Source organism: Oceanobacter mangrovi, from assembly GCF_019740315.1.
GTDB lineage: Bacteria > Pseudomonadota > Gammaproteobacteria > Pseudomonadales > Oceanobacteraceae > Oceanobacter > Oceanobacter mangrovi.
Map to the genome: position 1 here is coordinate 19,019 of NZ_JAHXZR010000013.1, position 24,961 is coordinate 43,979.

The following is a 24,961-nucleotide window of genomic DNA, read 5'->3' on the forward strand; positions in this document are numbered from 1 at the left end:
ATTGCCGCTGCGGTAATCCAGATTGCCGCCACATCCAAAAAGACCACATAACCTGCTGATATATATACAAAAATAAATCAGAATCGTGACTGGCACGAATCTGGCTTAACTCTGAATGCGATCCCATCAACGGCAAGAGGTATTCAGGGTGACTCCATTTCAGAGCAACGGTCAGGTCGATCTGCGTGACGACAAGGTCATAGCATCGTTCGGCGAGCTGGCCCTAAAACCCGATATCCGGCCTGATGTGCTGTTTCGCCTGACCGGCAAGCTGCAAACCTCGCTGGAGCTGCCACAGCTGATCGAAATTTTTTTCAGGGAGATCCAGGCCAGCGTTCCGGTAGACGGTATCACCTACCGCTTCCGTCCATACAATCTGGTCGTCAGCCAAGGCAAAACCAGCGCCCACAGCGTCAGTTATGACCTCAAAACCCAGTCTGAAACCATTGGTGAACTGGTGTTTTATCGCTCCAGCCGGTTGCGCGAGTTTGAACTGGCCAATATCGAAGGCTTATTGAGCACCTTGCTGTTTCCGCTACGCAACGCCTTGCGGTACCGCGAAGCACTGGATGCTGCCTTCCGCGATCCACTCACCGGCGCAGGCAATCGGGTAGCACTGGACCGCACTCTGGACCGTGAAGTCGAATTATGTCACCGCCACGAACAGGCCTTGTCGCTGCTGATGATCGACATGGATCACTTCAAGAATATCAATGACAGCCATGGCCACACCACAGGTGATGCGGTGCTGAAAGAGGCAGTCGCTGCGATTACCGACTGCATTCGTCAGACCGACCTGTGTTTTCGTTATGGCGGCGAAGAATTTCTGGTGCTGTTAAGCAATGCCAGCCAGGAAGATGCCATGGTGGTTGCCGAACGCATCCGCAATTCAATCAGTCGCATTCGCTTGCCTGTCAATCAGGGCTTATTGAAAGTCACCAGCAGTATTGGCTGTGCCAGCCTGCAAGCAACCGACTCACGCAAGAGCCTGATTGATCGAGCAGATCAAGCCTTGTACCTCGCCAAACGCACTGGTCGAGACAAGGTTATTGGCGAAGAGGGGATGGGAAATTCACTGCTTGATCAGGCCTGACGCAGCGCCAGGCCTGATCAGCGGCAAACAACTGCCGCTCAGGATTTGCTTTTCGGCTTGGTATTGGCGTGCTGACGCACACGCTGACGCTTCTGCTCGCGCTGGAAGCGCTCTTTCTCCTTACCAATCAGACGACGCACCTTCTTGCGCTCCAGGCTGACCATGTCACGCAGGTCGTTGACCTCACGCTGACCCAGTTCCACCCAGGTGCCGACCGGAATATTGGATGGCAGGAAAATACAGCCATAACGCACCCGCTTCAGACGGCTGACTTCAATACCCTGGCTTTCCCACAGGCGACGCACTTCACGGTTACGACCTTCCATCACCACGCAGTGATACCATTTGTTGGCGCCTTCACCGTCAAAAAACTGCACATCGGTGAACTTGGCCATGCCGTCTTCCAGCAGTACACCTTCTTTCAGCCGTTCAATCATCTCGGCATCAACATCACCACGAACCCGCACAGCGTATTCACGATCAACGCCGGTAGACGGATGCATCAGCTTGTTGGCGAGATCGCCGTCAGTGGTGAACAACAGCAGGCCGCTGGTATTGATGTCCAGACGACCAACGTTGATCCAGCGCTCGCCCTGGGTTTTTGGCAGATGCTGAAATACGGTTGGCCGACCATCCGGGTCCGTGCGGGAACAGACTTCACCAACCGGCTTGTTGTAGGCCAATACCCGGCAAGCACGACCAGCATCATCCATCTTGATAACCCTGCCATTGACACGGATTTCATCGTGACGGTCAGCGCGATCACCCAATACGGCTTTCTGGCCGTTCACAGTCACCTGACCGTCGGCAATCCAGCGTTCAGCTTCACGACGGGAAGGGGCAGCGCCGGTCAGCGCCAGCAATTTCTGGATACGTTCTTTCATGAGTTGTTTTCTTTATCTCCGGCAGCCTCATCAGGATCTGCCTTGTTCAAATCGGATGGCTCAGGTTCGTCGGTTGCTTCAAACCGGCTGACCAGCTCACCCAGACTTTTTTGTGATGAACGTCTGCCAATCCGAGGCTGGTCACTGTCACCTTCGCCATCCTCATCATTGCCAAACAAATTCTGTTCTACCCTGGCCATCAGGGCTTCTGCCACCGCCAGGTCTTCTGCCGTGGCATCCAGTACATCGGCCCCACGACGAGCGACGTCCTCGTCGCTGCTGAAATCGTAATCTTCGGCGGTTGGTCTGCGGGCTTCAGCATCATCGCCCAGCGCCAGCCGCCGGTTGGCATCGTCCAGCTCGCGAATTGCCATCAGTGACGGCAACTGTTCGAGCCCGGAGAGGCCAAAATAATCAAGGAAGTCTGGCGTGGTTGCGTACAGTGCCGGACGCCCGGGCACATCGCGATGACCGACTACTTTGATCCAGTCCCGCTCGAGCAGGGTGCGGATAATATTACTGCTGACCACCACCCCACGCACATCTTCAATATCACCCCGGGTTACCGGTTGCCGATAGGCAATAAGCGCCAGGGTTTCAAGCAGGGCGCGAGAATAACGCGGCGGCTTCTCTTCCCACAAGCGGCTGACCCACGGCATGGTGTGCTGGCGCACCTGCAAACGATAACCACTGGCCACTTTCTTTAATTCAATGCCACGACCTTCGAGCCGAACTGCCAGTTCTTCCAGCGCCGCCCGCAATTCGGCATTGAGTGGCCGTTCGTTATCTTCAAACAAGCTGCCCATGCGCTCCAGCGACAGCGTGGTGCCGTGAGCCAGCAAGGCAGCTTCCAGAATTTCCGCCAATTGCGAGGTTGTGAAAGGCGTAGACGAATCAGTCACTGTCATCAGTCTCATATTGGCTCTGGCGAGCCCGAACATAAATCAGCCCAAAGGCCTGTTGCTGTACCAGCTCGACCAGCTTTTCCTTCACCAGTTCCAACACCGCCAGAAAAGTGACCACCACCCCCAGCTTGCCTTCGGCCTCATCAAAGAGACTGCCGAAGACCACAAACTCACTGCCTTGCAGACGTTCCAGTACCTGGCTCATCCGCTCACGGGTAGACAGCTGTTCACGCTGGATTTCATGGTGCTCACGGCGTTCCGCCCGCCGCAGAATATCAGCATAGGCCAACATCAGCTCACGCATATCCACGTCCGGGTGAATCCGTTCCACCATGCGGTTATCCACCACCAGCCGGGCTTGCTGGGTATCACGTTCCATGCGTGGCAAGGCATCCATATCTTCGGCAGCGGTTTTAAAACGTTCGTATTCCTGCAAACGGCGGATCAACTCGGCCCGCGGGTCCTCGTCGTTTTCCGCTTCCGGGTCCTGATTGCGTGGCAATAACACCCGGCTTTTGATTTCCGCCAGCATCGCCGCCATCACCAGATATTCCCCTGCCAGCTCGAGCTGCATGGTCTGCATCATGTCGATGTACAGCAGGTATTGATCGACGATCTCAGAGACGTTAACTTCGAGAATATCGAGGTTTTGCTTGCGAATCAGGTACAGCAGCAAATCCAGCGGCCCTTCGAACTGCTCCAGAATCACTTCCAGCGCATCCGGCGGAATATACAGGTCCAGCGGTAACTGGGTCATCGGCTGGCCCTGCACCAGCGCAAACGGCATTTCCTGTTGAGCAGCCAGTGGTAGCGCGGCCAGAGATTCGTCGTTGACTGTCATCAGCGGTAATACAGACCCATGGCCTCGCGTACTTCTTCAAGCGTAGCGCGGGCTTCATCACGGGCCTTTTCGGTCCCTTCCGCAATCAGACTGCGTAACAGATCCGGCCGCTCAATGTATTGCTCGGCCCGCTCCCGAATCGGCTGCTGCTCTTCAACGATGGCATCAATCACCAGTTGCTTGCACTCCAGACAGCCCCAGTTACCGGAACGACAGCGTTCCAGCACCCGTTGCTGTTCTGACTCGGAGCTGTACAACAAATGGAATTGCCATACCGGGCAGTGCTCCGGATTACCCGGATCACTCAATCGTACCCGCGAAGGATCCGTTCGCATGGTCCGAATCTTCTGGGCGACTTCGTCCGGCTCGGCTCGCAACGGAATGTAGTTGTCGCGGGAGTTGGACATCTTTTCGCCATCCAGGCCAGGAATACGCGGCGACTGTGTCAGCATCGAATGAGGTTCCGGCAGAATCGAACGGCCGGTCCCTTCCAGATAGCCCAGCAGCCGGTCCTTGTCTGACAGCGTCAGCTGGTTCTGTTCCCGCACCAGTGCCTGGGCGGTTAACAGTGAATCCGACTTGCCGTGAGACAGATATTCGGAACGCAGATCGCTATACAGGCTGGCGACTTTTTTGCCGAGCTTTTTGACCGCCAACCGGGCGTGTTCCTCGAAATCCACTTCACGGCCGTAGAGATGGTTGAAACGACGGGAGACTTCCCGCGCCATTTCGATATGCGCCACCTGATCGGCACCAACCGGCACCAGTCCGGCGCGATAGGTCAGGATATCCGCCGCTTGCAGCAAGGGATATCCAAGCAAGCCATAACTGGCCGACTCACCTTCATGCAGATGTTCAAGTTGATCCTTGAAACTGGGAGCTCGCTCCAGCCAGCCCATCGGCGTAACCATCGACAGCAGCATGTGCAGCTCAGCCTGTTCCGGCACCTTGCTTTGCACAAACAGGGTGGCAGAACCTGGATTCACACCGACTGCGAGCCAGTCGATCAGCATTTCGCGGACGTGTTCCGCCAGTTGTTCGGAGACTTGTGGGCCACTGGTCAGCGCGTGCCAATCGGCCACAAAGAAGAAACATTCGTACTGGTGCTGCAACCTGACCCAGTTTTTCAGCACTCCGTGATAATGTCCCAGGTGCAATCGACCGGTTGGCCGCATACCTGAGACAACCCGCCTCTGGGGATCAACAGTACTCAATGTGTTTCCTCTTGCTGTTTGATGATTTGGGCAAGCCTGTCACTTTCATGGGCTTGCCCGAGTCGGTCTGCTAACAGACCCTTGCTGTCTTAAACCAGACCGGCAATACCAACCGCTTGACGCACGCGGGCAACCATAGGTGCGGCGATGGCACGGGCTTTTTCAGCACCGGCCTGCAATTGTTCTTCGATATCCTGCGGACGCGCCATCAGGTCGTTGTAACGCTCACGGGCTTCAGCCAGTTCCGCATTGACCAGTTCAAACAGTTGCTTCTTGGCTTCACCCCAGGCAATACCGTCAGCAAATGCCTGCCGCATGTCGGCGGTCTGCTGCTCGGTGGCAAAGGCTTGCCAGATCTGGAACACCGCTGAGCTATCCGGATCTTTCGGTTCACCCGGCTCCAGCAAGTTGGTCTTGATCTTGTTGATGTGCTTCTTCAGCTGCTTTTCTGGCAGGAACAACGGAATGGTGTTGCCGTAGCTCTTGCTCATCTTGCGGCCATCCAGCCCTTGCAATACCGCCACGTTATCATCCACCACATAGTCTGGCAGCGTCAGAATGGGCTGATTGTTGGCATAAATGTGGTTGAAACGCTGGGCCATGTCGCGGGCCATTTCAACATGCTGGATCTGGTCTTTACCAACCGGCACATGAGTCGCACTGAACATCAGGATGTCAGCTGCCATCAGCACCGGGTAGCTGAACAGCCCCATGGTGATGGCCTTGTCGGCGTCTTCGCCTTCAGCAATATTGGCATCCACCGCCGCCTTGTAGGCGTGGGCACGGTTCATCAGGCCCTTGGCGCAAACACAGTTGAGCACCCAGGTCAGTTCGGTGATCTGCGGAATATCGGATTGACGGTAGAACACAGCCTTGCTGGTATCCAGACCCAGTGCCAGCCAAGTAGCGGCAATTTCGCGCGTCGACTGTGCTACCGCGGTAGGATCCTGACACTTGATCAGGGCGTGGTAGTCAGCCAGGAAGTAGAAGGAATCGTTGGCGTCTTCCTGACTGGCCTGAATCGCCGGGCGAATGGCGCCGACATAGTTGCCCAGGTGCGGAGTACCTGAGGTGGTGATACCAGTGAGCACGCGTTTGGGGCTTTGGGCACCGGCTTGTTCTTGAGTCATACAAAGATCCCGACAGGCAAAACAACAAAAGCCGCATGATACCGGTTTTGCCGCCGCCTGCCATCCTGAGTACGGCCTATCCGTTGGTGGATAGCAGGCCGAAGGTCGAATCAGCCAAGAATGGCGGAAGCGTCGCCGACGCCCTGACGGATCAACTCAGGGACTTCTTCGGTCAAATCAATCACGGTAGTGGCTTCAAAGCCGCAATAGCCGCCGTCGATGACCAGGTCCAGCTGATGCTCCAGGGTCTGGCGAATATCGTACGGGTCAGACAAGGGCAGATCGTCTCCTGGCATGATCAGTGAGCTGGTCATCAGTGGTTCACCCATTTCTTCCAGCAGCGCCATGGCAATGGCATTGTCCGGTACACGGATACCAATGGTGCGCTTCTTCGGATGCATCAGCAGCCGTGGCACTTCACGGGTAGCGGGCAGAATAAAGGTGAAGGCGCCCGGTGTATGGGCCTTGAGAACGCGGAAGTAGGTGTTTTCAACCTTGGCAAAGGTCGACAGCTCGGAAAAGTCGCGGCACAACAGCGTGAAGTTGTGCTTCTGATCGAGCTGACGAATGCGCTGAATCGTCTCGGTGGCTTTTTTGTCACCAATACGGCAGGCCAGGGCATAGGAACAGTCGGTTGGAATAACTGCAACGCCGCCCTGACGAATCAGTTCAACGGCTTGTTTGATCAACCGACTCTGGGGATTTTCTGGATGAATCTGGAAAAACTGGCTCACGGGAGCTCCTGAATATACACAAGCGGCAAAGCCGGCTGGCTCACTTCGTCGCGAAGGGCTATAGCACCTGCGGGGTTAACCCCATTGTTGCCAGACAGGTGTCACGAGTTTCGGAAAGTTTGGCATCACGCCGAGTTCAAGACCAAAGCGGTTGGGACCGTGGAAGTCACTGCCACAGGAACCCAGCAGATTGAATTCCCGCGCCAGCGCGGCCATCTGGCCCTGCTGGTTGCTGTCCATCAGGCCATAACTGACTTCCAGCCCGCTGCCGCCAGCATTGATAAAATCACGAACACACGACCTCAGCTTGGTACGGGTCATCTTGTATAAATGCGCGTGGGCCATAACGGCCACACCACCGGATTGCTTGATCCAGTCTACCGCAGTCGCCATCTCAGGCCAGCCACTTTTTACATCACCAATTTTACCGGCACCGAGCCACTTGCTGAACGCCTGCTGGGTATTGGCAACCAGCTGGTGCTCGACCATCCAGGCAGCAAAGTGCGGCCGGCCAAGCTGGTCGATGGCGATGTTGCTGAAAGCGGCAATCGCTTCGATATCCAGCTCGACCTTGAGTTTTTTGCCGACCCGGCTGGCAATCAACTGTGCCCGCTCCGCTCGTACCCGCTGCTGGTGTTGTTCGGCCTGCAACATAATTTCCGCCTGCGGATCAAACCCCAGGCCAACAATATGGATCGATACACCGCTCCAGACGGTCGACAATTCAATACCGCTGATCAGCCGGATTCCCAGTGCTTCCGCGACCGGCAAGCCCTGACGGAACCCTTCGACGGTATCGTGGTCGGTAATCGCCAGTGTGGTAATGCCACGTTCATGGGCCCGCCGCACCACATCCGCTGGCGGGAAAAATCCATCGGAACAATTACTGTGGCAATGTAAATCAATATCGGAACTCACGTGGACGCTCTCAGTGGCTTCGGCCATAATCGGCTCCATTGTAAATGCACCAAGAAGTTGAAGCGAATGAAGTTACTGCTGGATTTTCTGCCGATTGTGGTGTTTTTCCTGACCTACAAGTACGCTCCCGAGCTGGTTGAATGGGTCTCTCCCTGGCTGTCGGCCAGCCAACAGGAAACACTGCAAACCACTCAACCTATCATTCTGGCAACCGCAGTGCTGATTCCAGCGACTGTGTTGCAGATTCTGTATACCCGCCTGAGCACCGGCAAAGTCGAAAAAATGCACATGATCACCCTGCTATTGGTGGTCGTCATGGGCGGTGCGACGGTATTGCTGCAAGACAAAACCTTTATCCAGTGGAAGCCAACGGTAGTTAACTGGCTGTTCGCGGTCGGCTTTCTCGGTTTTTATCTGGTCACCCGCACTACCCCGCTGGAACGCATGATGGGCCAGAACCTGCAGCTGCCAGCCAATGTCTGGGTCAAGCTGAATTTTGCCTGGATCACATTTTTTGTGATCAGTGGTGTCGCCAACCTGCTGGTCGCCTACAATTTTTCCGAAGAGATCTGGGTCGACTTCAAACTGTTCGGGCTGCTTGGCCTGACCATAGTGTTTGTGATTGCCCAATCCGTTTTTCTCTACCGATACATGAATCACGAGGAACCTTGAACCATGTGGTACGCCATCATCAGTCAGGATGTTGAAAACAGTCTCGAACAGCGCTTGTCTGCGCGCCCTGCTCATCTCAAGCGACTGCAAACCCTGGCTGACGAAGGTCGCCTGCTGGTTGCCGGGCCACACCCGGCGATTGACAGTGAAGATCCCGGCAGTGCCGGTTTCACTGGCAGTCTGGTGATCGCGGAATTCAGTTCGCTGACCGACGCCCAGAGCTGGGCCGACGCCGACCCTTACGTTGCCGCCGGTGTTTACGCCAGCGTCATCGTCAAACCCTACAAGAAAGTTCTGCCCTGAAACCATTAAGGAGTTACAGGTGAAGTTGTTCCAATACGCAGGTCTGGCACTGGTGCTGGGCTTCGGATTCAGCCCGGCGCAAGCCGAGGAAAGCACCATCATTGGTCTTGATGACCCCAGCTATGTCGCCAGCAGCAGCGTTTCCAAACGCTATGTAACCGATACCCTGTGGTTACAGCTGCGCAGCGGCCCAAGTGCGGAATACCGCATTCTGCAGGCGCTGCAAACCGGTGAACACCTGATGATGCTGGGTGAAAACAAGGACGCCGGTTACACTCTGGTGCGCACCGACAAGGGCAAGGAAGGCTGGGTTTTGACCCGCTATCTGGAAACCAGCCCGGTGGCCCGTGAACAGCTGATCCTCACCCAGCGTGATCTGCAAGCCAAAGATGCCGAGCTGAAAACCGCGACCCAACGGGTTGCCGAGCTGGAAGCTGAATTGAAAAAGCTGCGCAGCGAGCGCTCCCAGCTGGAACAGCAGGCTGAAAAAACCACCTCCGAACTGGCTGATATCAAGGAAGTATCTTCCAACGCACTGGCGCTGGATGAAAAGGTGCACAAACTCACCAACCGTGCCCAGGAACTGGAAATCCAGCTGGAAGCCACCAGTACTGAAAATGCCCAGCTGCGTGATTCCCGTGATTTCAACTACCTGCTGTACGGGGGTGGTCTGGTTGTACTCGGCATTATTGCCGGTCTGATCATTCCTTCCCTGCGTAGCAAGAAAAACACTGGCTGGAGCTGATAGCCCGCCAAATCCGGGCATAACGACTGACTCATCAGCCACGTTATGCCCGGACCCATTGCTGCTCATTTCCCGCCCTTTCGTTTTCAAGGAGTTTTCATGCTCAGACGTTCGCTGCTCAAATTACTGGCAACCGGCCTGGCCTGTCTGGCTTTTGCCAGTACCAGCATGACTGCCACCGCTGCCGCTAACAGCAGTACCGGTAACATCGTCAATGTTCGTATCAACACCAATATGGGTGCCATTGAACTGGAACTGTACCGCGACAAGGCTCCGGTCACCGTCGACAACTTCCTCACCTACGTGGCTGGCGGTCATTACAGCAACACCCTGTTTCACCGGGTAATTGACGGCTTCATGATTCAGGGCGGTGGTTACACTCCGGACATGGCCCAGAAAGCGACGCTGCCGCCCATCAAGAACGAAGCGGATAACGGCCTGACCAATGATCGTGGCACGATCTCGATGGCTCGCCGTCCTTCAAAAGACAGCGCCACTTCGCAGTTTTTCATCAACCTGCAGAACAATGACTTCCTCAACCATGGCGTGCGTGACTTTGGCTACGCCGTCTTCGGCAAGGTGACCAGTGGTATGGACGTTGTTGATGCCATCGGCAAGGTCAAAACCCTGCCCGGAGATCGTCCGGTGCAACCAGTCATTGTGACCAGCGTCGACGTGCTGTCGCAATAAGCGCCACTGACGCCAGTCAAGGCTCCTGTTCACTGCCAGTGGCTGAAACCACAGTGCTGGCGGTGAATCTGCTACCATAGCGGCCCAACTCATCGTTTGCTGCTACCACCGTGTCCAGAAATCCCCGTCCCGAACCCACGACTCCAGCCACTGCTATGCAACATCCACAACTGCAATGGCGTGACGATGGCCAGCCCATTGCCATTGCATTCGACGACCCCTACTTCTCCGTCGAAGACGGTTTGGCGGAAAGTCGCCACGTATTTCTGCACAACAATGGTTTGCCTCAGCGCTGGCAAAACTGGCAAGGGCCGTTCGGCATCATCGAAACCGGCTTTGGCAGTGGCCTGAATTTCATCATGAGCTGGCAGGCTTTTGCTGCCGAAGCCAGCGACGATTGCTGGTTGCACTACACCAGCATCGAAAAATTCCCGATGTCACGCCAGCAGCTGCAACAAGCCGCCAGCCTGTGGCCGGAGCTGGCGCATTGGTATGCACAGCTGTTGGAGCAATATCCATTACCGGTGGCTGGTTTTCATTCGCTCTGCTGGCCTGAACAACGCATCCAGCTGACACTGATATTCGCCGATGTTCACGAAGCACTGCCACAGCTGCAAGGGCCGGTAAACGCCTGGTTTCTGGATGGCTTTGCGCCGTCACGCAATCCGGAAATGTGGCAACAACCGCTGTTTGATCATATTCGTCGGATCTGCCGTCAACAGCCACCCCAAATCGACAACACCACGGTGGCGACTTTCACCTCCGCCGGGATCGTTCGACGCGGCCTCAAGGGCGCAGGTTTTCGGGTCGCCAAGGTCAAGGGCTTTGGCCGTAAACGGGAAATGCTGGCCGGCAGTTACCAGCAAACCCTTGGTCCGGAGCAACCAGCCTGCTTCAGTAACACCCCCTGGGGGCTGACACCGGCCTTACCCTGCCCCCGGAAAGTCATCGTGATTGGTGCCGGACTGGCAGGTTGCACCACCGCCCGAGCGCTGGCCGAGCGCGGCATCCAGGTTGAGCTGATCGATCGTCATGGCATCGCCAGCGAAGCGTCCGGCAATCCTCAGGGCGGGCTATACATCAAGCTGGCAGCCAATGATCAGGCCACCCACACCCATTTTTATCTGGCCGCCTATTTCACCAGCCTGCGCTGGATGCAACGTCTGCTGGACAATAAGCAGTGGGATGATTGCGGCGTGTTACAGCTGGGCTATAACGACGCGGAATTGCAGCGTCAGCAAAAATTCATGCAAGCGATCAACTACCCTGACGAACTGATTCAGCCTTGCGACAGCAACCATGCCAGTGAACTGGCAGGCAGCACGAATAACAAAGGCGGCTTGCTGTTTCCGGCAGCTGGCTGGGTCAGCCCGGCCGAACTGTGTCAGCAGCTGGTGCAGCATGGCAATATCCGCTTTCATCAGGCCGATATCGACTCCATTCGCCAGACGGACAATGGTCACTGGCAGGCGATCAGCAAGAATCATCAGGCTTTTGAAGCCGATCAGCTGGTGGTTGCCAACGCTTACAGCGCCAGGCAGCTGTTACCAGACAGCTATTTGCCGGTGAAGTCCATTCGCGGTCAGCTGACCTATCTGAATCCGACGCTGACTCCCACGCTGTCAGCCGTGTTGTGTGGCCGCAGTTACATGGCCCCAGAGCGGGATAATCGGATTGTGATGGGTGCGACCTACAATTTACGCGATGACAATACCGATGTGCGTGACAGCGATCACCAGGAAAACCTGCGGCATCTGGCCGATTTTGGTGAGCAGTGGCAGCAACTGGCCGAAGCCGCACTGGCCAACCAGCAAGACTTTGATCAACTGGTAGTGGGTGGCCGCACCGCGTTTCGCTGCACTACACCGGATTACCTGCCAATGACGGGCGCCGTGGTTAATACCGCAGCATTTGTCGCTGCTTACCAGCCGATGGTCAATAACGCCAAGCGCATTCCAGCGGTGGCCGCTCCGGTTCATACGGGCCTGTGGCTGAATATTGGCCATGGATCAAGGGGGCTGGCGTCGACACCGCTGTGTGCGGAGTTGTTGGCTGGCAAAATCAGCGGCAGCGGCTCACCGACCAGCCAGGCAATTGAGCTGGCGCTGTTGCCTGCACGATTCTTGTTGCGGGATATGATTCGCAAGAAGCTGCCAGCTGAGTTATCCGGCAGCCCTGAAAAAATGAGTAGCTAAAGGCAGTTAGTGGGTCAGACGACCCGACGTATCTGTCGGCGTCGTTCGGCGTCTTCGCGGGCCTTGATGGATTGCTCGCGAATTTGCCGCATGGCATCGGACAGTTCACTACACATTTGGCGGATTTCTGCCAGCTCAGCCTTCATGGCGTCGATGTCTTCAACAGCATCGGCTACTCGCCGTCTGAGACGCTGCACACGAATATCAGTCATGTCAGGTACCTCATTCTATTGCTGTGCAGGCACCGCCTGGACAGTGATTGATTAACGGGCGAGCCTGCCCGTTAATTCAATGTGGCAGCTATTTTCGATGGGGTCAAACAACAGCTTGGCAGTTTTATCACGCAGCTGTGCCAGCACCTGCTGTTTCTTGTCTTCAAAGCTGAATTCGTAGTCGCCGTAGTCGGTACCTTCACGCAGTACAAACTCGCCCAGAATACCGTCGAGTGCTTCCGGGCTCAGTTGCTGCCAGGGTACTTCAATCACACCGTGGTCCGGTGCATCGTCATTAAAATCGTTCATATCAAATGGCGAAGCCCGCCTCCCGCTCCCATTCACAGCTCATGCGCAGCTCAGCATCGGACGGCTTGTGGCCATGTTCAGACTGCCAGTTGAAGGTATGTTTACCAGACAATTCGGTTTCCAGATGCACCGTCGCCGATACCCAGAACATTGACTTCAGCAGCGATTCAAACTGCCGCAGCCAAGCTTCCCATTCATACTCGACTGCCCGATAGGAAGCAGCAAAGTGGATAATCTGGGTTTGATAGGTACCACTCAGAACATGGTCCCCCGGCATCGCAAACATCTCGCGACAGATCAGCGACCAATCGTCATCCACACCGGCAGGGAGATTTTGTACCGCCGCCCAGTTGGTTCGCCGTTCAATACGGGCCGTCAGATCAGACGTCGCCGGAATATGCCGGATCACGCCATAGACGATGGATTCCTGATCGAAATGATTCACACACAATTCCTGAGATCACAACAGCGTAATCATAAACCATCCGGCCAACTCGGCAAGACCGGAGAAAGAGTTTCCCGTCACAGTGCCAGAAACAACCAGGCCGCTTGTGGGAAACCCCGCAAGCGGCCTGCTATTTTGCCTCCAGAATGGAGGCAAGTGCTTGATTTACTTCAAAACATCGTCAATGCGGGTACGGGCATAAGTACCTGGTGCATCTTCGATTGGCGGCAAGGCATCACTGCCAGGCTGACGTGCCGGAACCATCTCCATACCACCCTGTTTGACGATCCACTGCTGCCAGTCGAGCCACCAGGAGCCTTCATTATGCTTGGCATCGGCGTACCAGTCGTCGGCATTAGCTGGCAGGGTATCATTGGTCCAGAAGCCATATTTTTTCTTCTGTGGTGGATTAACGATACCGGCAATGTGACCTGATCCACCCAGTACAAAACGCTTGTCACCACCCAGCACCTGAGCTCCCTTGTAGGTACCGCGCCACAGCGCGATATGATCCTGGGCACAGGAAATAAAGTAGCTTGGAACGGTAATCTTGCTGAGATCCAGCTTCACGCCATCCAGTTCAATGGCATCCGGCTCGATCAATTCGTTGTACAGGTACATATGACGCAGGTAGAAACCATGCATGGCTGCTGGCAGGTTGGTGCTGTCGGTGTTCCAGTACAGCAGGTCAAACGCCGCCGGACGTTCACCCATCAGATAGTTGTTTACAAAGAATGACCAGAACAGATCATTTTCACGCAGGGTATTAAAGCTGAAAGCCATCTGGCGGCCATCGTAATAACCCAGTGTGTTCATCTGGCGTTCGAGCGCGGAAATCGCGGTTTCGTTGATAAATACACCGATTTCACCCGGCTCGGAGAAGTCCAGCAAGGTGGTCAGGAAGGTCGATGACTTGATCGGTGCCCGGCGTTTTTTCTTCAGATAGGCCTGGGTCGCACCCAGCAAAGTACCACCAACACAATAGCCAATGGCATTCACTTCTTTTTCACCGGTTGCGTCCTTAATGGCGTCAATCGCCGCCAGTGGACCTTCCAGCATGTAATCTTCAAAGTTCTTGTCGCGCAGGTTCGGGCCAGCGTTCACCCAGGAGATACAGAAAACCGTGTGACCCTGATCAACCAGCCACTTCAGGAAGGAATTGTCCTGGCGCAGATCGAGAATGTAATACTTGTTGATAAAGGGCGGAATCACCAGCAGCGGGCGTTGATAAACCTGTTCAGTGGTCGGTGCATACTGAATCAGCTGCATAATGTCGTTCTGATAAACCACCTTGCCGGGCGTGACTGCGACATTAGCGCCAACCTGGAATGCAGTGGTATCTGTCATGGCCACATTGAGCATGCCCTTGACGCTGCCTTCCATGTCCTTCATCAACTGTTCCATGCCGGTCGCCAGGTTGGCACCACCGGTTTCCATGGTTTTGCGAATAACGGCCGGATTCAGACTCGGAAAATTGGTAGGCGCCATGGCGTTGACAAACTGGCGAACAAAATACTCTACCTTCTGACGAGTGCGCTCATCGAGGCCATCGGCGTCGTGAACCATCTTCATCAGCGAGTTGCCCTGAATCAGGTACAGCTGCTTCATGTAGTCAAACAGCGGATTGTCGTGCCATTCTTCACTCTTGAAACGGCGGTCAGACGGGTCTGGTTCTACCACTGGCGCCGGTGCCTGACCAAGAAACCGCAAGCTGGTGTATTGATAGAGCGCCTGTTGTTGCTTGAGCAGTTCCATCTGGTCAGCAATTACCTTGTTGGGATTTTCCAACATGGCCGTACCCAGTTGCTGCATGGCGGCAGAAAAATCCGACAACACCGATGCCGAAGGGTCTTCAGCCGAAGTTGGCTGCGTGATGGTTTTCTCCCAGAACCGTCCATACTGTTCTGCCAGGCGACCGGACATTTCATAAAAATCACTGACGGCGATTTCAAAGTTTTCCTTGGTCATAAAAGTCGAACCTGTCTTCCAAAGGGTTGGCAAAGAAAAAAGGCCACCTGATGGTGGCCTTAATTACCTACTACAGACCAGAATCAAGCAGCTTTGCTGGCAGCTTTGGTGGCTGGTTTGGCAGTAGTAGCGGTAGTCGCTGCAGTAGTGCGAGCTTCTTCCATAATGGCTTCAACCTGGGACTTGAACTCCATAGCCATATCGGAGAAGGTCTTGGCATCTTCCATGATTTTCTTGTTCAGGGCGCTTGCAGCTTCTGCCTGAGCAGCAGTGTAGGCGCGCATGCTTTCGGTGTCTTTCACGTCGGCAGCTTTCTTCATCTGATCCAGACCCATCTCGGCATAGCTCTTGATGGCGGTCAGTTGGAAGTCAGTCATTTTTTCCATGTTGTCAACAAACAGAGTGTTGAACTTGGCCATAGGCGAATACATGGTTTTGGCCTGCTCTGCGAAAGCATTCAGAATAGAGTCTTGCATGATTTTGCTCCTTCAAAAGGTCGTGGTTAGCAAGTACTGCCAGGTCATACTAGCTCAGTATTTCTGACACTTGAATGACAGATATACCGAATTGACTAACTTTGTTGCCTATTTTTGATATTCGTTCATCTATATTCCATTAGAAAATATTAAACCAATATCTTTATATCCATAATAGTGACATTTTTGCCATATAACGCCCGATAGTTTTGAACAGCCGTTAGAAAATCACCCTATCCAGCCGGTTTTCAGGCTATCAGTCGTTAGATTTTTCCGGGGTTTTTCCCTGCATCATCGAAAACATGGCTTTCTGAAACTGGTTCATTACATTCATACTTTCGTTGAACATCGGTCCATAAAGGCTCATCGGGTCATAGCCCTCTTCGCCTTTATGCATTTTTTCCAGCATTTGGGAAAAAACTTCCTGCTGGAATTGCTGAACATCTGGTAAGCCAAATATGCGGCGGAACTCTTCCGGAGTCATATCGAAGGTGATATTTATTTGCATATTCAAAATCCCTAAAATACGTTTCTTTTAATATAGAACTCAGTTATTTAACCCGAATATCCATCCATTGCCAGGCGATGATTAGTGCCAACATGGCAAAACCGGCGGCACCGGCAAATACCAGATCACCACCCCAGTGCCAGCAATAACCACTGAGCCAGGCGCCCAGCGCACCTCCGAGGCCGAAACCGGCACTGGAATACAATGCCTGGCCCTTGCCCTGCAGATGATCCGGAAACAGCACAGGAACATAACGGATACAAACAGCATGCAACATTGCGAAGGTGAATGCATGGGAAAGCTGGGCCAACAACAGCACCAGCAGCGAATCTGCCAGCGTGGCTACTACCAGCCAGCGAACGGCGGTAATCGCCAGGCTGATCAGCAACCACTGACGCAAGCTAGCGAGCGCCAGAAACCAGCGGATCTTCCAGAACAGCAACACCTCAGCCAGCACCCCCAGTCCCCAGAACAGGCCAGTTTGCGCCGCTGAATAATGAAACTCGGCCAGATAGATGCTGAAGAACGAATACAGCGGCCCATGGCTCACTTGCAGAAGCAAGTTGACCAGCAGAAAGGCGATCACCACCGGTTGCCGCAGACAAGCCAGCAAGACACCTCGGCCCTGACGCTCTGCACTAAAGCTGGTTTGCAAGCGAATGCCCCAGCTGTTGAGTACCACACCGATCATCAATAGCAGCATCACCAGCGGCAGCAGCCAGACACCAAACACGTCGAACAGACTGCCCAGAGACACCACAGTGGCAATAAACCCCACCGAGCCCCATAACCGAATGCGGCTGTAATGTTCAAGGTTATTGGCAATCGCCTTCATGGTGATGACTTCGTACTGCGGCAGCATCGCTGACCAGAAGAAACCATACGCCAACATCACCGCCAGCACCGGCCAGAAACCCTCCACCAGCCAGATCGCGGTGAAGCAGACGGCAGTCAAAATGCCACCCCAGCGGGCCATATGAATCGGGGTCGGAAAATAACGGCTCCAGTGAGCCCAGAGCGTCGGTGCGATAATACGGATCAGTGAAAAACCAGCGATAGCGCTGCCAATCTCCTGATAGGAAAAGCCGAGGCTTTGCAGATAAGGGCCCCAATACGGCGCATTGCAGCCCACCAGCGCAAAAAACAGAAAATAAAAAACCGCCAGTCGCTGACGAATCTGGCGGTTTTCTTTATGGCTGCTAACCATCAACCAATGTCAGGCGCCTGACCGGCAATGGCAGTGGTAGCACACTGCACATCCGCATTCTGGCCGCGATGGCGCAGCAGATGATCCAGCAGGGTAATCGCCATCATGGCTTCGGCAATTGGTGTCGCACGGATACCAACACAAGGATCGTGACGGCCCTTGGTGACCACTTCAATCGGGTTGCCATGGGTGTCAATTGAACGGCCCGGAATAATCAGGCTGGAGGTTGGCTTCAGGGCGATATGGGCAATGATGTCCTGACCGGAAGAAATACCACCAATGATGCCGCCAGCGTGGTTACTGAGGAAACCTTGTGGCGTCATTTCATCACGATGCTCAGTGCCCTTTTGGCTGACAACGTCAAAACCGTCACCGATTTCAACGCCTTTGACCGCGTTAATGCTCATCAGGGAATGGGCCAGTTCGGCATCCAGACGGTCGAATACCGGCTCACCCAGGCCTGGTATCATACCAGTGGCAACGACGGTGATTTTGGCGCCAACCGAGTTTCCTTCCTTGCGCAGGGCGTTCATGTAGTCTTCCATTTCCGGCACCTTGCTGGCATCCGGGCAGAAGAACGGATTCTGCTCAACCTGATCCCAGTCAAAGTTGGCCTGCTCAATGGCAATCGGGCCAAGCTGAGACAGGTAACCTTTGACCGTAATGCCCTTGGCCGCCAGCACTTTCTTGGCCACCGCACCCGCGGCAACCCGCATGGCGGTTTCACGGGCCGAAGAACGGCCACCACCACGGTAATCACGGAAACCGTACTTCTGGTTGTAGCTGTAGTCGGCGTGGGCCGGACGGAAGGTTTCGGCAATGTTGGAATAGTCTTTCGAACGCTGGTCGGTGTTTTCGATCAGCAGACCAATCGCAGTACCTGTGGTTTTGCCTTCAAACACACCTGAGAGAATCTTTACCTCGTCGGCTTCGCGACGCTGGGTTGTAAAACGGGAAGTGCCCGGCTTGCGGCGGTCCAGATCCAGCTGCAGATCAGCTTCGGTCAGTTCAATGCCTGGAGGGCAACCATCGATGATGGCTCCCAGCGCCAAGCCGTGACTTTCACCAAAGGTGGTAACGGTGAACAGCTTACCAATGCTATTTCCTGCCATAGACTTCTCGTTCTCTTATTCATTGGTCCGGCCGAATCGGTTCAGCCGAATAAAATGGATTGCGCAGCCTCAATCGTCTGCCAGTAATTCCAGATCGCGTGCCTGCAACACAAACACACCGTGGCCACCGCGTTCAAATTCGGGCCAGACAAACGGCAACTGTGGGAAGGCGGCTTCCAGCGCAGGCCAGCTGTTACCAACCTCAACCACCAGCAGGCCGTCATCGGTCAGAAACTGGCGCGCCTGTTTCAGAATCGTCCGCACCAGATCAAGGCCGTCATCACCGGCGGCCAATGCCAGTTCCGGTTCATGGTGGTATTCCTCCGGCAAACTGGCCATGTCGTCAGCATCCACATAAGGCGGATTGCTGACGATCAGGTCGTATTTGCCAGATGCGGCGCTGAAGAGGTCCGACTGGAACGCCTGCACCCGGTCTTCCAGACCATGACGCTGAATGTTTTCTTCAGCAATCGCCAGCGCATCAAAGGAAATATCCAGCAGCTCAACCTCAGCGTCCGGATACTGCACCGCACAGGCGATGCCAATACAACCGGAGCCGGTACAAAGGTCGAGAATACGGCGCGGCTGATCTGCCGGCTCAAAGCCACGTTGCCACCAGGGTGCAAATTCACTGTCGATCATTTCACCAATCGGCGAGCGTGGAATCAGCACCCGCTCGTCAACCCGGAAGGCCAGACCACAGAACCAGGCTTCGCCAATCAAGTAAGGAGCCGGAACCCGGCTTTCAATACGTTCGCATACCAGTGCCAGCACGTCTTCGCGCTCTGCCCGGGTCACCCGTGAGCTGTACCATTCAGGTGCCAACTCCCAGCCCAGTGACAAGGCATGCGTGACCAGCAAACGGGCTTCGTCCCATGGATTATCCGTGCCATGGCCAAAGTAGATATCCGATTCATTCATGCGGCTGACACTCCAGCGCACCAGATCCTGAATCGTTACCAGTTCATCAATCGCCGTACGGGCCTGGGTTTGCAAATCCATGCGGATTCCTGCTGATTAAAAAGGCGGGCATTTTACTGGCTTGTGAGCCATCCGGCCACCGCGTATTGAGTGGTTTAGCCCATCCGGTGGGCATAAGGGCTGGCACCGCCATGTTCATAGGCATCGAGTGCCTGATTGGCAATGTGATAACCAAGCGCAATCAGCTCGCGAGCGCGGTAAAACTCGTACATTTCGCAGGATTCCATCGGCATCTTGATCAGCAGATCCGGTGGATAAGCCGCCGTTTTGAAGCGTGTCAGCGACAGCTGCATGGTTTCGAACATCTGGTTAATCATTTCCAGCTTGCCGATGTTTTCATCGACATGCTCGCTGACGTCGTCACCACCCTTACGGGATTCAAGCCAGTTGGTGGCCTTGTCGACTACCGAATTGAACCAGGCCTGCTTCTGTGGCTTGTTGGTTTCTGCTGGCAGAAAGCCAAAATCGTCCGGCATCACAGTGTCCGAGTTCAGATCCACCGCGATGATATGATCAGCATGAACCGACACACAGGGCGAAATCGGCAGCGGATTAAGCACACCACCATCGACCAGATGGCGACCATTAACCTTTACCGGGCTGAAAATACTCGGAATCGCCGCCGATGCCCGAATGGCCGTGTCGAGCGAGCCACTCTGAAACCAGATTTCCTTGCGTGCCTGCATGTCGGTTGCCACAGCGGTAAAGGGAATCGGCAGATCCTCAATCAGCACGCCATCAAGCATTTCTGCCAGCATATTGAACACCTTGTCACCGCGAATCACGCCACCCGACAGTAGTGAAACATCCACCAGCTTGAGTACATCGAGATAATTCAGCCCGGACACCCAGTCGCGATATTCATCAAGCTTGCCTGCGCAATAGAAACCGCCGATTAACGCCCCCATCGAGCTGCCAGAAATGGCCACCACCTCATAACCACGCTCCTGCAGGGCATCCAGTACCCCGATATGGGCGTAACCCCGGGCGCCGCCACTTCCCAGCGCCAGTGCCACCGTTTTTGACATAGCTACCTCCCTGGCCAGAATACAAAACGTAATGCCGCTTTATTGGATGATTCAGGCGACGCCACCAGCGCTGCCTGTCCACGAATATTCAAGGGGCGGCCGAGCGTCGCAGTGGCCGTCCGCAGTTGCTCAGCGAGCTGATCCGAACACTGCTGATTGGCATCCATTTCGCTGTTTTCATAACAGTGCACCATCAAATACAGCCGCGAACGCAAACCATCCGACAGGCCTTTCAGAACCTCAATCAGTGCCGCACTGGCTTCCACATCCAGCTCACTGCCAACGGTCACCAGCCCCGGCAACCAGCCACTGCTGGCACTGAGACGACCCAGAATGGTTTCGCGATTGACCACTTGCGGTAACACCTGATCAGCAGTCGTCAGCACATCAAAGCCGATCACGGTCTGGCGTGGTCCGCGCTGACTGGCGTACAGCAGCAACACGGTTGCCGGACCGCTGGCTGCGGGAATATAGCCAACCAGATAACGTTGCTGACCATCACGGCCAACCAGACGGCCGTTGCCAAATATTTCGTTGGCCCAGAAATGGCTGCTGCCGCAATCAAGGTCCTTGCACTGATACAGAATGCTGGCAGCGGGATTGGCCGCCAGGTTCAGTAACAGCGGCTGTAACAGCTGATCAAGGTCGGTTTTTTCGGAAACTTCCCAGGCCCAGCGGTGCAAATCACCGGACACCCGCACTTCCTGCGCAGCAAAGGTGGTGGCGGCCTGACGTTTGAGACTCGACATCGCCAGCCGGAAATTGCTGACACTCTTCTGTTGGTCGGTAATTAAACGGCTACCGGCTGGGGCCACCAAACCGGCGTAATCTACGGTTTCAGCCCGGCTCATGCCACTGAACAATGTCAGCCCGCTGAATGCTGCCAGCAGCGTCAAACACGTCCACACCCGTATCCAGGATTTCAACAAAACTTTTCTCCATCAGCTACCGCACTAGGACCTGTCAGGCAGGTCGGGGTTTCATCGCAGCATAGCATGCTGGCAGGTCAGCAACAGTCACACTGTTGGCCGCGCAATTCGATTGCTACACTGCCCGCTTTCGAGCCAACGACAATTTGTATTCATAATGATCAAGTTCTCCGCCAGCCTTGCCGCGCTGCTGGCCACTGGTTTGCTGGCTGGCTGTCAGCCCGCCCAGCTGAAGCCCGGCAGTAGCACCCTGCAATATTCCGACGATGCCATCGAAACCGCCAGCCAGACGCTCAGTCAGGCCGAAGATGAATATCTGCAACTGCAGGTCGCCGCGCATCCTTACGCAGCCCGCAGCAGTGGCTTGTTGCAATCGCTGGTGTTGCCAGACCTCAGCAATGAATTCCGCCAGCAGCAGCAGCAGCAACTGCAACAGTTGAAAACCAGTCTGCAGCAACTCGAATACGACGCCCTGCCAGCCAATCGCCAGTTACAGGCGCGAGCGCTGCAGTATCGTATCGGTCAACAGCTTGAATGGCATGAATGCAGCCAGCAATGGCCAGCGCTGAGTGCCCAGGGTTCGGTTTTGACCCAAGTACTGAAGCTGCTGACAGATTACAGCCAGCCGACGGATATTCCGTCTTTCCACAGCTATTTGCGGGAAATTGAAGGTGCCGCGGCAGTCATCAAGCAGTGGCAACAACAGCTGCAGCAGCAACAAAAGACGCTCCACACGCTGAGCTACAGCCGCGATGCCCTGCTGCGTCAGCTCGACCGTCAGCTGCAAGGTTACCCGTTCAGCGACAGCAGCCAGCCTGCGCCATTGTGGAGTGCCATCGTCAGCAAGCTGCAGGCACTGGATGTCTACCCATCCAGTTATGAAATTCTGCAGGGCAAAGCCAGCAGTACCCTGACCAACTATTTGCTGCCGAGCCTGCGTTCGCTTTACAACCAGCTCAACAGCATGCCCACCAGCACCAGCCTGAGCTGGCAACAACAGCCCAATGGCGACAGCTGTTACCGGCTGCAACTGGCCCAGCTGGGCAGCACCGAAGCACCAGAATTACTGCAGGAAATTGCCAAAAGTCGGCTCTCTGCACTGCAACAACAATTGCGAACTGAACTGGCGCTCGACCCGGGACAGCCACTCGGTAGCCAGCTACGAGCCTGGCTTGCATCCCATCAGGTCGCGCCAATTCCACTGAAACCGGCGGTGCTGGATCGCCTGCAGAATCTCAATGGCCAGTTGCCACAACGATTTGCCGTCTTGCCACAAACCCCATTGGTGGTACTCACCAGCCAGGATGCCGCCGTCCAGCTACCCTACTACCAGCCACCACAGCCCAGCACACAGCAACCGGGCATTTACTGGACCACGGCGGTTGAAACCTCGGCGCACTGGCGCTGGCCACTGGATCTCTATCGCGCCAGTCTGCCCGGCAAACATCTGCAATATGCCCTGGCGCAGGAAAATGCCGAACTGCCGGATTTCATGAAATATCCACTACACCAGGGTTTTGAACCGGGCTGGCTCAGCATCGCTGCCGAGCTGGCCAATGATCTGGGCGGTTATGAATCGTCAGCCGAACACGCCTGGGTGCTGCTCGATGATATGGAACAAGAGCTGAATCTGGTGCTGGATATTGGCATCCACCTGTACCAGTGGAATCAGGAAAAAGCTGCCGGTTATTGCCAGGTCAACAGCTTCCTGTCTGACACCGCCTGTCAGCAGCGGGCGAAAGCCATTATGGAAGCACCTGGCCAGTTTGGCTGGCCAGCCATTTCCAAAGCCAACCTGCTGGAGCTGATCCGTCAGGCGCAGGATAACGATGATTCTGCCGCCGCTATGGCGTCGTTCTACAGCAGCCTGCTGCAACAGGGTGACTTGCCACCAACCCTGTACAGCCAATGGTTGAATCTGTGGCAGGAAGCGTACTGACAGTCTGGCGTCTGGGGTATTCACGCACTCGAATACACGTCATTCCAGACTTGCTCTGGAATCCAGACAGCGGTGCAATTTTCTACGCCGTATGGTTCCCGAATCTCGCAAGCTCGTTCGGGAAGACAGTGTAAATTGCTTCCGTCTGACCTACAGAATCAGAAACGCAGCTTGAGGCCCACCTGCCAATAGTTACTATCAGCCGGTTCCGCTTCCACACGGGCGCCGGTTGAATCATAGGCCGTGATCTTGCGCAGCCGCTGCTGCCCCACTTCCGCCATCAACCAGGCATTACCACGCAGCCAGAACTCGGTACCAACGCCCATTTTCCAGTCGCGATACCGCACGTCATAAGTGCCATTAAGGCCCTTCAGCTGCTCACGCCAGACACCACCATCCGGCCGCACATGTAGGTAGGTTGAGAACTGCTTGTTCCAGCCGGTCTGCACCCGGGTTTCCGGAAAGCCCAGCAAGACTTCGGTTTTCGACAGTGCCTTCCAGGCGATGCCTGCCAGTGGCCGAGGCAACAAATCCCCAAAACGGCGATCAACCACTACCCCCGCCTGCCAGAACAGCGTCTGACTGATCGGTTGGCGCCAGTAGAAACGCACGTTTGCCATCAGGCTGTCGGTGCTGAGACCATCCAGGTCGGTCATCAGGCCAGGCTCAAACTGCGCATGAATTTCACCGCCATTATCGCGCCGTTGCCAATATTTCATCGGCAGTGACAACCAATAATAATCACTGGCGGCGGCATCCGCTCCAGCCCAGTCGAAGCTGCTGATCTGCACCCCGGCATCAATCGACAATCCTTCATCCCGGCCCTGATTCGACTGCAATGGCATCGCCAGACCGATCTGACTGACCCCAAACGAAGTCCCGGTGCCGCTGTCCGGGGTGCCGGAAATATCTTTTGACCAGCTGACACCCGCAGCACTGGCCAGCGTCGACGACATCACCAGCCCCAAACCAACCACCGCTGTCAGCAGCGGCCGTTGGCCCAAATCAGTACGACTGACGTTTGGCATTGATCACCTCCTCAACCCCGGCAATGCTGAGCCGCACACCGGTTTCCTGATCGTGTTTATGAATCTGATCGACTGCCAGTAACAGCAGCAAAATCAGTTGAAAAGATTCCACCAGATAGTCCGGTGCGCCACCGGCCACCAGCTGATCGTAATGCTCGGCAGCGGCGTCATAGGCTTCCGCCTCGCGGCGACGCCAGCCGTCATCATCGTCGGTATCAAGATGGTCGATCACCCGGCCGATATGGACGATGGTAGCCGCCACCGACGGCAAGCCCTGACGTTCCAGCAGCTGGTGATAGGCCTGCAGAAACCGGTGCGCCCAGCTGACAATCGAGCTGCCGCTACCGATTCCCGGCAACGGCGGCAGCTGACACTCCGCCGCCGAAGCACTGGACACCAGTGATAATTCACTGTTGCCACGCCATAGCTGGGCAACTGGCAAGGATGGAAGTGTGCGAGCCATAAGCCTGCCTCCTGATCATTTGCAGGGAATAC

At 55.2% G+C, this 24,961-nt stretch carries 27 protein-coding genes; 7 read left to right on the top strand and 20 right to left on the bottom strand.

What is annotated here, in order from left to right:
• Positions 1-148: 148 nt before the first annotated feature.
• The gene (locus tag K6123_RS20705; RefSeq protein WP_343224024.1) at positions 149-1,093 is read left to right on the top strand and encodes a GGDEF domain-containing protein; all 945 of its coding nucleotides are present in this window, start codon (positions 149-151) and stop codon (positions 1,091-1,093) included.
• A 38-nt stretch (positions 1,094-1,131) separates the two neighbouring features.
• Here the strand turns inward: K6123_RS20705 and rluB are convergent, their stop codons facing one another.
• The 7 genes from rluB to K6123_RS20740 form a co-directional block, all read right to left on the bottom strand.
• Positions 1,132-1,977 carry a 23S rRNA pseudouridine(2605) synthase RluB gene (gene rluB, locus K6123_RS20710; RefSeq protein WP_221801237.1) on the bottom strand — a complete coding sequence of 282 codons (846 nt, stop codon included), beginning with the start codon at positions 1,975-1,977 and terminating at the stop codon, positions 1,132-1,134.
• The gene (gene scpB / locus K6123_RS20715) at positions 1,974-2,894 is read right to left on the bottom strand and encodes an SMC-Scp complex subunit ScpB (RefSeq protein WP_246624937.1); all 921 of its coding nucleotides are present in this window, start codon (positions 2,892-2,894) and stop codon (positions 1,974-1,976) included. Before scpB ends, rluB begins: the two co-directional genes overlap by 4 nt.
• Complete coding sequence (locus K6123_RS20720; RefSeq protein ID WP_221801239.1) at positions 2,872-3,723, bottom strand: segregation and condensation protein A; 852 nt, start codon at positions 3,721-3,723, stop codon at positions 2,872-2,874. Before K6123_RS20720 ends, scpB begins: the two co-directional genes overlap by 23 nt.
• Complete coding sequence (locus K6123_RS20725; RefSeq protein ID WP_221801241.1) at positions 3,723-4,937, bottom strand: tryptophan--tRNA ligase; 1,215 nt, start codon at positions 4,935-4,937, stop codon at positions 3,723-3,725. The genes K6123_RS20720 and K6123_RS20725 overlap by 1 nt, the downstream gene beginning before the upstream one ends.
• Before the next feature lie 89 nt (positions 4,938-5,026).
• Entirely contained in the window at positions 5,027-6,067 is a 1,041-nt protein-coding gene (locus K6123_RS20730) for a tryptophan--tRNA ligase (RefSeq protein WP_221801242.1), read from the bottom strand.
• Between the two features lie 110 nt (positions 6,068-6,177).
• The gene (locus tag K6123_RS20735) at positions 6,178-6,801 is read right to left on the bottom strand and encodes an L-threonylcarbamoyladenylate synthase (protein WP_221801244.1); all 624 of its coding nucleotides are present in this window, start codon (positions 6,799-6,801) and stop codon (positions 6,178-6,180) included.
• 75 nt (positions 6,802-6,876) lie between these two features.
• Positions 6,877-7,746 carry a PHP domain-containing protein gene (locus K6123_RS20740; protein WP_221801246.1) on the bottom strand — a complete coding sequence of 290 codons (870 nt, stop codon included), beginning with the start codon at positions 7,744-7,746 and terminating at the stop codon, positions 6,877-6,879.
• A gap of 39 nt (positions 7,747-7,785) precedes the next feature.
• Between K6123_RS20740 and K6123_RS20745 the strand changes: the two genes are divergently transcribed.
• The 5 genes from K6123_RS20745 (at position 7,786) to mnmC (ending at position 12,324) form a co-directional block, all read left to right on the top strand.
• Entirely contained in the window at positions 7,786-8,391 is a 606-nt protein-coding gene (locus K6123_RS20745; RefSeq protein WP_221801248.1) for a septation protein A, read from the top strand.
• 3 nt (positions 8,392-8,394) lie between these two features.
• Complete coding sequence (locus K6123_RS20750) at positions 8,395-8,694, top strand: YciI family protein (RefSeq protein ID WP_221801250.1); 300 nt, start codon at positions 8,395-8,397, stop codon at positions 8,692-8,694.
• A 19-nt stretch (positions 8,695-8,713) separates the two neighbouring features.
• Entirely contained in the window at positions 8,714-9,439 is a 726-nt protein-coding gene (locus K6123_RS20755) for a TIGR04211 family SH3 domain-containing protein (RefSeq protein WP_221801252.1), read from the top strand.
• Positions 9,440-9,538: 99 nt separating this feature from the next.
• Positions 9,539-10,129 (top strand): peptidylprolyl isomerase, encoded by a 591-nt coding sequence (locus K6123_RS20760; protein ID WP_221801254.1) that lies wholly within the window; start codon positions 9,539-9,541, stop codon positions 10,127-10,129.
• A 155-nt stretch (positions 10,130-10,284) separates the two neighbouring features.
• On the top strand, positions 10,285-12,324 hold the full coding sequence (gene mnmC, locus K6123_RS20765) for a bifunctional tRNA (5-methylaminomethyl-2-thiouridine)(34)-methyltransferase MnmC2/FAD-dependent 5-carboxymethylaminomethyl-2-thiouridine(34) oxidoreductase MnmC1 (protein ID WP_221801256.1): 2,040 nt from the start codon (positions 10,285-10,287) through the stop codon (positions 12,322-12,324).
• A 14-nt stretch (positions 12,325-12,338) separates the two neighbouring features.
• Here mnmC and K6123_RS20770 read toward each other — a convergent pair whose 3' ends face one another.
• From K6123_RS20770 to K6123_RS20820, 11 genes are all read right to left on the bottom strand, one after another.
• Positions 12,339-12,536 carry a hypothetical protein gene (locus K6123_RS20770; protein ID WP_221801258.1) on the bottom strand — a complete coding sequence of 66 codons (198 nt, stop codon included), beginning with the start codon at positions 12,534-12,536 and terminating at the stop codon, positions 12,339-12,341.
• Positions 12,537-12,587: 51 nt separating this feature from the next.
• On the bottom strand, positions 12,588-12,845 hold the full coding sequence (locus K6123_RS20775; protein WP_246624938.1) for a YheU family protein: 258 nt from the start codon (positions 12,843-12,845) through the stop codon (positions 12,588-12,590).
• A gap of 1 nt (position 12,846) precedes the next feature.
• The gene (locus K6123_RS20780) at positions 12,847-13,290 is read right to left on the bottom strand and encodes a hypothetical protein (RefSeq protein ID WP_221801259.1); all 444 of its coding nucleotides are present in this window, start codon (positions 13,288-13,290) and stop codon (positions 12,847-12,849) included.
• A gap of 165 nt (positions 13,291-13,455) precedes the next feature.
• On the bottom strand, positions 13,456-15,258 hold the full coding sequence (locus K6123_RS20785; RefSeq protein WP_221801262.1) for a PHA/PHB synthase family protein: 1,803 nt from the start codon (positions 15,256-15,258) through the stop codon (positions 13,456-13,458).
• 83 nt (positions 15,259-15,341) lie between these two features.
• Positions 15,342-15,734, bottom strand: a complete 393-nt coding sequence (locus K6123_RS20790; protein ID WP_221801264.1) for a phasin family protein — start codon at positions 15,732-15,734, stop codon at positions 15,342-15,344.
• Between the two features lie 256 nt (positions 15,735-15,990).
• The gene (locus K6123_RS20795) at positions 15,991-16,242 is read right to left on the bottom strand and encodes a DUF6489 family protein (RefSeq protein ID WP_221801266.1); all 252 of its coding nucleotides are present in this window, start codon (positions 16,240-16,242) and stop codon (positions 15,991-15,993) included.
• 43 nt (positions 16,243-16,285) lie between these two features.
• Complete coding sequence (locus tag K6123_RS20800) at positions 16,286-17,449, bottom strand: MFS transporter (protein WP_221801267.1); 1,164 nt, start codon at positions 17,447-17,449, stop codon at positions 16,286-16,288.
• A complete protein-coding gene (gene aroC, locus K6123_RS20805) occupies positions 17,449-18,561 on the bottom strand; it encodes a chorismate synthase (protein WP_221801269.1) in 1,113 nt (370 codons plus the stop codon). The genes K6123_RS20800 and aroC overlap by 1 nt, the downstream gene beginning before the upstream one ends.
• Positions 18,562-18,630: 69 nt before the next feature.
• Positions 18,631-19,563 carry a 50S ribosomal protein L3 N(5)-glutamine methyltransferase gene (prmB, locus tag K6123_RS20810; protein ID WP_221801270.1) on the bottom strand — a complete coding sequence of 311 codons (933 nt, stop codon included), beginning with the start codon at positions 19,561-19,563 and terminating at the stop codon, positions 18,631-18,633.
• Positions 19,564-19,637: 74 nt separating this feature from the next.
• A complete protein-coding gene (locus K6123_RS20815; protein WP_221801272.1) occupies positions 19,638-20,570 on the bottom strand; it encodes a patatin-like phospholipase family protein in 933 nt (310 codons plus the stop codon).
• Positions 20,571-20,572: 2 nt separating this feature from the next.
• Entirely contained in the window at positions 20,573-21,499 is a 927-nt protein-coding gene (locus tag K6123_RS20820; RefSeq protein WP_221801274.1) for a DUF4892 domain-containing protein, read from the bottom strand.
• A 157-nt stretch (positions 21,500-21,656) separates the two neighbouring features.
• Here K6123_RS20820 and K6123_RS20825 point away from each other — a divergent pair, with 157 nt between their 5' ends.
• On the top strand, positions 21,657-23,438 hold the full coding sequence (locus tag K6123_RS20825; protein WP_221801276.1) for a DUF885 family protein: 1,782 nt from the start codon (positions 21,657-21,659) through the stop codon (positions 23,436-23,438).
• A 158-nt stretch (positions 23,439-23,596) separates the two neighbouring features.
• Here K6123_RS20825 and K6123_RS20830 read toward each other — a convergent pair whose 3' ends face one another.
• Both K6123_RS20830 and K6123_RS20835 read right to left on the bottom strand, forming a co-directional pair.
• Entirely contained in the window at positions 23,597-24,466 is an 870-nt protein-coding gene (locus K6123_RS20830; protein ID WP_221801279.1) for a DUF6268 family outer membrane beta-barrel protein, read from the bottom strand.
• The gene (locus K6123_RS20835; protein ID WP_221801280.1) at positions 24,444-24,929 is read right to left on the bottom strand and encodes a hypothetical protein; all 486 of its coding nucleotides are present in this window, start codon (positions 24,927-24,929) and stop codon (positions 24,444-24,446) included. The genes K6123_RS20830 and K6123_RS20835 overlap by 23 nt, the downstream gene beginning before the upstream one ends.
• Between the last annotated feature and the right edge of the window lie 32 nt (positions 24,930-24,961).